Origin of the sequence: Martinezella rhizogenes (genome assembly GCF_000799715.1) — a bacterium.
GTDB lineage: Bacteria > Pseudomonadota > Alphaproteobacteria > Rhizobiales > Rhizobiaceae > Rhizobium > Rhizobium rhizogenes_C.
The window spans coordinates 460,828-469,564 of record NZ_JUHG01000015.1 but is presented as its reverse complement, the minus strand read 5'-3'; the positions used below and the strand labels follow the sequence as shown (position 1 = coordinate 469,564).

3 protein-coding genes are annotated in these 8,737 nt (G+C 58.6%); 2 read left to right on the top strand and 1 reads right to left on the bottom strand.

Annotated features, from left to right (window positions below; all coding sequences use genetic code 11):
- The first annotated feature begins 125 nt into the window (after positions 1–125).
- Complete coding sequence (locus EX00_RS22255; protein ID WP_047454231.1) at positions 126–464, top strand: hypothetical protein; 339 nt, start codon at positions 126–128, stop codon at positions 462–464.
- A 6-nt stretch (positions 465–470) separates the two neighbouring features.
- Here the strand turns inward: EX00_RS22255 and EX00_RS22250 are convergent, their stop codons facing one another.
- On the bottom strand, positions 471–2,117 hold the full coding sequence (locus EX00_RS22250; RefSeq protein ID WP_047454233.1) for an IS66 family transposase: 1,647 nt from the start codon (positions 2,115–2,117) through the stop codon (positions 471–473).
- Positions 2,118–2,741: 624 nt separating this feature from the next.
- On the opposite strand from EX00_RS22250, the gene EX00_RS22245 reads away from it, so the two are divergent.
- Entirely contained in the window at positions 2,742–8,735 is a 5,994-nt protein-coding gene (locus EX00_RS22245) for a DUF3320 domain-containing protein (RefSeq protein WP_047462779.1), read from the top strand.
- Positions 8,736–8,737 lie beyond the last annotated feature (2 nt).

Here is an 8,737-nt window from a genome sequence, read left to right as displayed (position 1 = left end):
GGTAAAAGGGGCTGATTTGGGGGCGCTGCCGAAGCGCTGGGCAATTGTGCCGTTGATGCTCTTCTATCATAATCGATGGCGGAGCATAAGACGGCATTGGAACCAGAGGCGCGGGTAGCGGCAAGATGCACGAGATCGATATCGAGGAGCTCGACGAAGCCACGCTGATGGAACTGCATGGACGCATCGTCGAACGGCTGCATTTTCTGCATCAGCAAAAGACGACGGCAGCCCTGCAAGAGATCAAGATCGGCAGCGGCGTAACGTTTGAAAGCCCGGATGGAGGAACGATCAGGGGCATCGTCATCCGCCGCAATCGTAAGACCGTGACAGTTCACACCGATGATGAGAAGCATTGGAACGTCTCGCCGTCATTGCTGACGCTTGTGGGCCGGCATGGTCTCGATGGAGAGGCGTCCAAAGACGGTCGTGTCGTGCCATTCACCAAGCCCGGCGCCAGGTAGCGAGGTTCAGGCTTTCGCCGCGATAAGGCCTGCCAATTGCGGGATGGCCTCACTGCCAAGCCCGAGCCGGTCACCGAGATAGTGGTAAAACGAGAGCCCAAGCTTCTGGCACGTCTTCATCAGGCCGAGCATGGTGTCACGCGCGACACGGCCGTCGCGGCTCATGGTGCCGCCAGAGATCTTTCGCTTGGTGACGAAGGTTCGCAGATCATTCTCCGACGCGTTGGTATGTAAAGGGATATAAGGGTGCTCGAGAACTTTGAGCAGTTCGTCTTTTCTACGATGCAAACGCGCCAGCAAGGCGTCGAGCGCATTATAGCCGGTGCGCAGGGTAAAGATCCTGTCGAACCGTCGTCGGAAGCCCGGGATTGCCTGTGGTAAAGGCTTTTGTTTCCAGACCTTCAGCATCTTGTAGAATCGCCAGACGAGATCCCGGACAAGCGCGACCGATCGCGCCTCCTTCGGCTTGACCGGCATCAGTTTCTGTAAAAGACGTTCTGCGTGGATCCAGCAAAGAGCATGATTGCCGACGCGGAACTGGCCGGCATCGTCGGAGACAATCACCATGTCGCCCAGAAGACCGTGATGGCGGATGGAACCCCAGAGGCCGGCTTCTGCCAGGACCCCGATCCCTTGGCGGTCAAAAATATCGACACCCTTGCGCGCCAGATATTCCAGGAACGGCACCTGGTTACTAAAGTGCCGAGGCTCGACACTGCGAAGTCCGGCAGCAAGCGCCGGGTCAGCACGCCGTTCTTCCAGATAGCCGAACGCGGCATCGTTGAGGACATAGTCCTGGTAGTTGCCGCGCAGCAGCGACAGGAAATTCAGTCGCGATTTCGATTTCGTGGTGCGGAAGGCGGTAAAATGCTCGCCGCCGATCTGGGTTGTATAAAAGTTACCGTGCGCGTGGCGGGCGCCGGTGTCGTCGACCGTAACATAAGGGGCCGAGGCCAGGCCGGCATGCAGCACTGCCGCGTCTTCGGCGACAAACCCATCCAGCTCCTTGGTCAAAAGGCGCACGACCTGGCGTTTCGAGACCTCGACGCCGATATCATTCAACAGCGTGGTCAGCCGCTGTGTCGTCACCTGACCTTGCGCGTGCAGCATCAGACAAAACCGCCTGAGGTTCGCCCCATAGCCACCCATGATCCCTGCGGGTAGCGGCGCCAGCACCGTCTTGCCATCCGGGGTCGCCCAGCATTCGCGTCGGTAATGAACAAGCTCGGTTGCCAACACCAGCTCCCGCACGAAGCAGCTTTTGTATCCCTTGAACCGCGAGCCGGCCGGAACGCCTGCACGTAAAATCTCTTCCCGGCTCACCCGCTTCACATCCAGCTTCGGGCCGCGCGGCTTCTTCTTAGCAGCCGCTTCTTCGTCAGGTTTACTATCGGTCGCTTTGTCCATGCCGGATGGGCGAAACGGCGGTCGCGGCGGCAGGTTCTTCAGCCGCGCGATCTCATCACGCAGCAACTGGTTCTCCACCTTGAGCTTGGTATTATCCAGCCACAGCCCCGCGTTCTCGGCCTCAAGCTTTTCGAGGCGAACTTCGGCCTGTTCAGCCCGCTCCAACAGGCCAGTCACCAGACTGCGTAGCGCCTTCAGCGAAAGCGTGTCAGCGTGCTCGGGGGAGGGGAGCCGTCTCTTTGCCATCCCTGGACCGAATCATGATTTGCCCCGTCTTGGGAATCCCTGCGCCGACCAACAGGATTCAACCCGCCCGGCTATGCACACTTTCTATACCGGACGCTGAAACCCTGCCACCGATTTTGCCCCACGTACAATATCTATTCAGGATCTGGGTAAAAGGGGAAGATTCGAGTAGGGTACCGATTTGGAAGGCAATCGAGCCTTCAATGCTGTTCTTCCATAATCGCTGGCGGGGGCATAAGACGGCATTGGGATCAGAGCCATCGTTTCAGGCATGATCACCGGAGCGCGCGCGGTCGGGCCTTCCGACAATAAGGCGTGTCCGCAGCAAGATGATCTCCGCGCTGACTGAAACCCGCCCGCCGCCGGCATGGCACCTATCGGTCGACATTGCTCCTGTCAAAATTGAACGTCAATTGGGGGAGTCTCGAAGCTGAAGCTATCGTTTGCGGTCTCAAGAGTGTGGCAATGGCGGGTGAGATCGTCGAGAACTGCACACTGTCATCTCGGTATAATCGGATGTAACCTGAGAGAGAAAACTCTCGCAAAAAAAAGAAATTTCCACGCGAACAAAACTCTTCTTAAAATTGGAAAACATCGCTAATCTTTCGCGAGGGGGATACATCGATGCAAGGTTCCGAGACAAGTAATAACGAGACACAAGAAATTGACCTCGGCAGTAAACCTAAGAATCCTGCAATCGTTGCCGATGTTGCGGCGAGCTTTACCTATGCGTCCTACCAAAATGCTGTGCCGGTCGTCCGATCAATTCTCATTGAGAACAATACGGATAGGCACGTCGAGAACTGTCGTATTGAATTGACATCTTCGCCGTCATTTCTAAGGCCGAAGTCATGGACGGTTGATCGTCTCATACCAGGAGACAGGCTTCCCTTAATTGATCGAAAGGTCGAGTTTGACGCTAGCTACCTTGCGGGTCTCAATGAGGCGGAACGCGGCGAGATCACGCTACGCCTATCCTCGGGTGGGGAAATCTTCGACGAACAACGCCTTCCGGTTAGACTGCTTGCGCGGGATGAGTGGGGCGGTGTCGACGATATGGCACAATTGCTACCAGCTTTCGTCATGCCGAACGATCCGGGCGTGGCCCAAATTCTGAGAACGGCGGCGGAGAGGCTTGTTGCCCACGGTCATCCAGGCGGATTGGACGGGTACCAATCGCAAAATCCTCAACGCGCTTATATGCTGGCTGCAGCTGCTTATTCCGCGATTGCGGGGATGGGGTTGCACTACGCTGAGCCGCCGGTGAGCTTTGAGAGCCGCGGCCAGAAGATCCGGCGTCCAAGTACGATCGCCGAAGAGCGGCTGGCGACCTGTCTCGATACGACTCTACTTTTTGCTGCCGGGCTGGAAGCCGCGGGATTGCATCCCGTCATCTTGATGTTCAACGGGCATGCGGCAGTTGGCGTATGGCTGGTCAAAAGGACCTTCGCACATGCGATAGAGACGGATCAGATGGAGGTCCGGAAGGCCCTGGCATCGCGCGAGTTGATTGTTTTTGAAACGACCGGTGTGACGCATCGCCCTGCCATGACGTTAGAAAGCGCGCAGCGCGCCCTGGACAGCCGTCTTGGAGAAGAAGAAGCCCAGGCTTTCGTCGCGGCGATCGATGTCAGACGTTCGCGAAGCGGCGGAATTATGCCGCTCGCCTCGCATGAGCCGATTCGGCGCAATGTCTTTGACGACGAAACAGCTTCCGTCGCGGACTTACCGCTTCCCTCGGCCCCTAATGTTGGCGAGCTGCCGGCTGAAACCATCGAGGTGAAGCCGACCAGTGCTGCCGGTCGCATCGATCGATGGCAGAAGAAGCTGCTTGATTTGACCCTTCGCAACCGACTCCTAAACTTTCCGGATTCGAAGAAGACGATTCCGTTCCTTTGCACTGATGTGTCCTATCTCGAAGACCGGCTCGCGAATGGCGCCGCAATTCGGATCATATCGTTGCCCGAACAGAATCCGCTCGGAGAACGGGATGCAGCACTCTATCGTGATGTGCACGGCCGTGATCTCCAACGCGGCTTTGCAGCCGAAGCCTTGCTCAGGGACGAACTTCCTTCGCCCCTTGATGCGCGGCAACTCGAGCCCCGCCTGATCGATCTGTACCGGCAGGTCCGTAACGACTTTGCCGAAGGCGGGGCGAATACTCTTTTTCTCGCCGTAGGCTTCCTTCGCTGGAGGAAAAAGCCGGATGACGAGCGCAGCTATCGAGCGCCGCTTCTACTGGTGCCGGTAAAACTTGAGCGCCGCAGCGCCAGTTCGCGCTTCACGATTCGCTTCCACGAAGACGAGCCACGCTTCAATGCGACCCTTCTGCAATTCCTGGAGCGGGATTTCGACCTGACGCTTCCTCAGTTTGGCGGCGACTTACCGCTCGACGATAGTGGGTTGGATGTGCCACGTATTCTCGCCATGATGCGGCAGGCAATCCGCGACGTTCCCGGCATGGAGGTTGTAGACGAGACTGCACTGTCGACCTTCTCCTTTGCAAAATTTCTAATGTGGAAGGATTTGGTCGAACGCACCGAGGCGCTTCGCGAGAACCGGGTGGTCCGTCACCTGATCGACACACCCGAGGAAGCGTTCCAAGAAGCTAGCGGACAAGGGCCATTCCGCGATGAGCGTGAGCTCGATCGTGTTTATGCGCCAGCGGACATCATCTCGCTGCTTCCTGCAGATTCATCGCAGACAGCGGCCAGCCTCGCGGCGGCAGAAGGACGGGATTTCGTCATCGTCGGTCCGCCTGGGACGGGCAAGAGTCAAACCATCGCCAACATGATCGCCAACTGCCTTGCGGTGGGAAAGACGGTCCTGTTCGTCGCCGAAAAGACAGCCGCGCTCGATGTCGTCTATCGCCGGTTGCGCGCGCACGGCCTGGGAGAGCACTGTATCGAGTTGCACTCGAACAAGGCTGATCGCCGGCATTTCCTTGGACAGCTGAAGGCGGCCTGGGAGCACGGCGGCCGAACCGATGCGTCCGAATGGATCGCGATCAATGAGCGCCTTCGAATGCGTCGTGACGAGCTCAATACCTATGTCGAGGCTTTGCATACGCGCTATCCGAATGGATGGACGCCCTATCTGGCACTGGGAATAGCTCTGAAAGCTGCGGAGGCTCCGGCACCCGCCTTGTCATGGCTGGAACGGGACGCGCATGACACGCAGACATTGAACGCGCTTGAGGACCTTGCCGCTGAACTCGGCCTCGTTTTCGCATCGGTCGAGCGGCAGCCTGTCCTGGATCTCATTGACGTTGGCGAATGGAGTTCCGGCTGGCAGGATGGTTTGCTGGCGGCAGCGCAATCGCTGCGGAATGCGATCGATCTTTTTACCGGCTCAGTGGGCGGATATCTCGTAAGTCTCGGGTTCAGGCCGCGGGAACAGATTTCTCAACCTGAACGCCAGGCACTGGTAACCCTTGCGCAAGTACTGCAGAGAAGCCGAGGCCGTGACATTACGATCGCATACGACCGAGATTTCCCACGATGCGCCGAAGCTCTGGAAAGTGTTGGACGGTCCATAAAGGCCTATCGTGAGGCAGAGCAGGGACTTGCGGCATCCTATGGCGTTTCCGCCGTCCGCGACCTCGACCCGGAAGTGCTGGACAGCCAATGGCGGGAGGCGAATGCTTCTTTCTGGCCCAACACGATGCTCGGCAAACGCAAAGTCCAGAAATTGCTGCAAGGCTATGCGGATCAAGGTACCGCGGAGCCTGATCGGGACCTTCCACTGTTGCGGCGCATGAAGGAATGCCTGTTGGTAGTCGAGCAGAGCCCGTTGGCAGGGAAACCTCTACCGATGGAGGGTTTGGCGACCGATGTTGGAGCCGCCGACGAAATCCTCGAGCTCGCACGGGAATTTCGTGCCGCCATTCCCATTCCGGGAAGAGATCAAGAAGAGATACGATCGGTGCTCCGCTCCATCGCCCCGTGCCTACGTGAGACTGTTGAAAACGACTGGGTCCGGCAGGCGGGAGATAGACTTCTCGCGGCAGTCGAAGGCCTGCGGATTGCTCGTCAGCGTTTCGGCGAGGCTGCGGGGCAAGGCAATTTTGCCGAGGTAGACGGCCCTGACCTAACGACGTTGAGAGAGAAACTCGATACGCTTGTGGATGCGCGACATCTTCTACGCGATTGGTCGGCCTGGTGCCGGATCAGAAACCGGGCCATCGCGTCTAATCTTTCCTCTCTGGTCGAACAGATTGAGAAGGAGACAATCCGACCCGACGAAGCACGGGCCGCGTTTCGACTTGGATATGCCCGGTGGTGGCTCCCGAAGGTCCTCGACTCCGATACGGTGCTACGGAATTTTCGGCGCTTTCGGCATGAAAACGCCATCAGTGAATTCCGTGAGATCGACGATCTCGTGCGATCGCACGCCACCCAGCGTGTCATCAGCGTGATCGCCCATGGCTTGCCGCCGGTGCAGAGCGTTCCACGTAATTCGGAACTCGGGCTGCTGCGCTACCAGATGGAGTTGCAGCGGCCAAGCCACTCGATACGAGACATGATCGGCAAGATGCCGCAGAGCTTTTCCAAGCTCGCGCCCTGCATGCTCATGTCGCCGCTCTCCATCGCTCAGTATCTTCCACCCAACCAGGCGCTATTCGACGTTGTGATCTTCGACGAAGCCTCGCAGATTACGACCTGGGACGCCGTCGGCGCCATCGCGCGGGCGCGCCAGACCATTATCGTCGGCGATCCTAAGCAGTTGCCGCCGACGAACTTCTTCGGACGTAACGAGGAAGAGGAGGAAATCGCCGACCACGAGAAGGATCTCGAGAGCATTCTCGACGAGGCAAAAGCGTCCGGAATTCCGATCCGCGATCTGCGATGGCATTACCGGAGCCGAAGCGAATCCCTGATCGCATTCTCCAATCATCACTATTATCAGAACCGTCTGGTGACCTTTCCATCGCCGGCCGTCGAAGATCGCGCGGTGCATCTGCGCAAAGTACAGAACGGTGTTTACGACCGTGGCAAGAGCCGGACCAATCGGATTGAGGCGGAGGCTGTCGCGAAAGAGGCCGTTTCCCGAATGAGGGGATGGTTGAAACTGCCTGAAAAAGATCGCCCGACCCTCGGGGTGATAACCTTCAATGCTCAGCAGCAATCGCTGATCCTCGATCTTCTCGACGCTGCGCGCCGGGATGATCCAGAACTTGAGTGGTTCTTTGCCGAAGAACGGGTTGAGCCGACGATCGTCAAGAACCTGGAGAACGTGCAGGGCGACGAGCGGGATTTCATCCTCTTTTCGATCACCTTCTGGAAGGACGCCGCCGGAAAACTGACGATGGATTTCGGCGCGCTCAACCGCGACGGCGGCGAGCGGCGTCTCAACGTCGCTGTGACGCGTGCGCGGCAGGAGCTCATCGTCTTCTCAGGTTTCACGGCCGACCAGATTGATCCAGCCCGAGCCAAGGGGCTCGCTGTGCAGCATCTGAAGACGTTCCTTGACTATGCCGAGCGTGGCGCGATCGCGCTGCCGGCCCAAGATATCGGGTCTGTTGGCGGCTTCGATTCCCCCTTCGAGGAAGCCGTCGCTGCGCAATTGGAGCGCCGCGGCTGGAGTGTTGTGCCACAGGTCGGGATTTCCGGTTTCCGGGTCGACCTCGGCGTCCGCCACCCTGATCTGGCTGGCACCTATCTGGCGGGCGTGGAGTGTGACGGCGCCACCTACCACAGCTCTGCGACGGCAAGAGACCGTGACAAGGTCCGCGAGCAGGTATTGAGGGGCCTTGGCTGGAACATGCTCCGCGTCTGGTCGACGGATTGGTGGTTTGATGCCGCAGGCTGCATGGAACGGCTGCACGCGAATTTGGAGAGGCTGCTGGAGGAAAGCAGGGCGCGACGCATCGCCGAGCAGGATGACGTTCCCACCCTTTGGAACACGGGACATGAGGAAATCGGGATCAACGAGATTCGCGGCGCCCAAGCCGCCGTTCCGAGCGAGGAAACCACACCGCCGTCAGTGGCCATAGAGACCGAATTCGTATATGTGGAAACGCCGGTGGCCTTCGGCGAACCCAAAGCGGCGGAGATGCAACTACCTGCGGCTCCGGTTCCTGACGAAACCGTGGAGGAGCGCCGGTACCGTATCACGGATCTGTCCGGTTTCCGGGCGGATCCGGATCAGTTTTTCGAATTCGGTTATCGCGATACCCTGCGGGGCATGATCGAAGCCGTTATCGAAGCCGAAAGCCCCCTACGCGCAGACATCCTTGCCCAGCGGCTTTCCCGTGCCCACGGTTGGCTGCGCACCGGCGGGCGAATCCGAGAACGGATCGACCTCCATTTGCGTGGTCTCGACACAACCCAGGAATCAAGCGGAGAGTTCATCTGGAAGAAGGGAGCCATATCGGACGTCGTTCCCTATCGGCAGCCCGCCAGCGAGGACGCACGCCGGTCGATTGCGGATATTCCACTCGCAGAACTCGCCTTCGTTGTGCTCAATAATCCGGACCTGTTGGATGAGCCAGATCCGGCGCGGGATCTTGCTCGTCTTCTCGGCGTCGAGCGACTCGCCGCTGTTTCGCGTTCGCGGCTGGACGAAGCGATTGCGAGAGCCCGCCAGCACGATTCAACCACTCAGCCATTCGGGTAGCC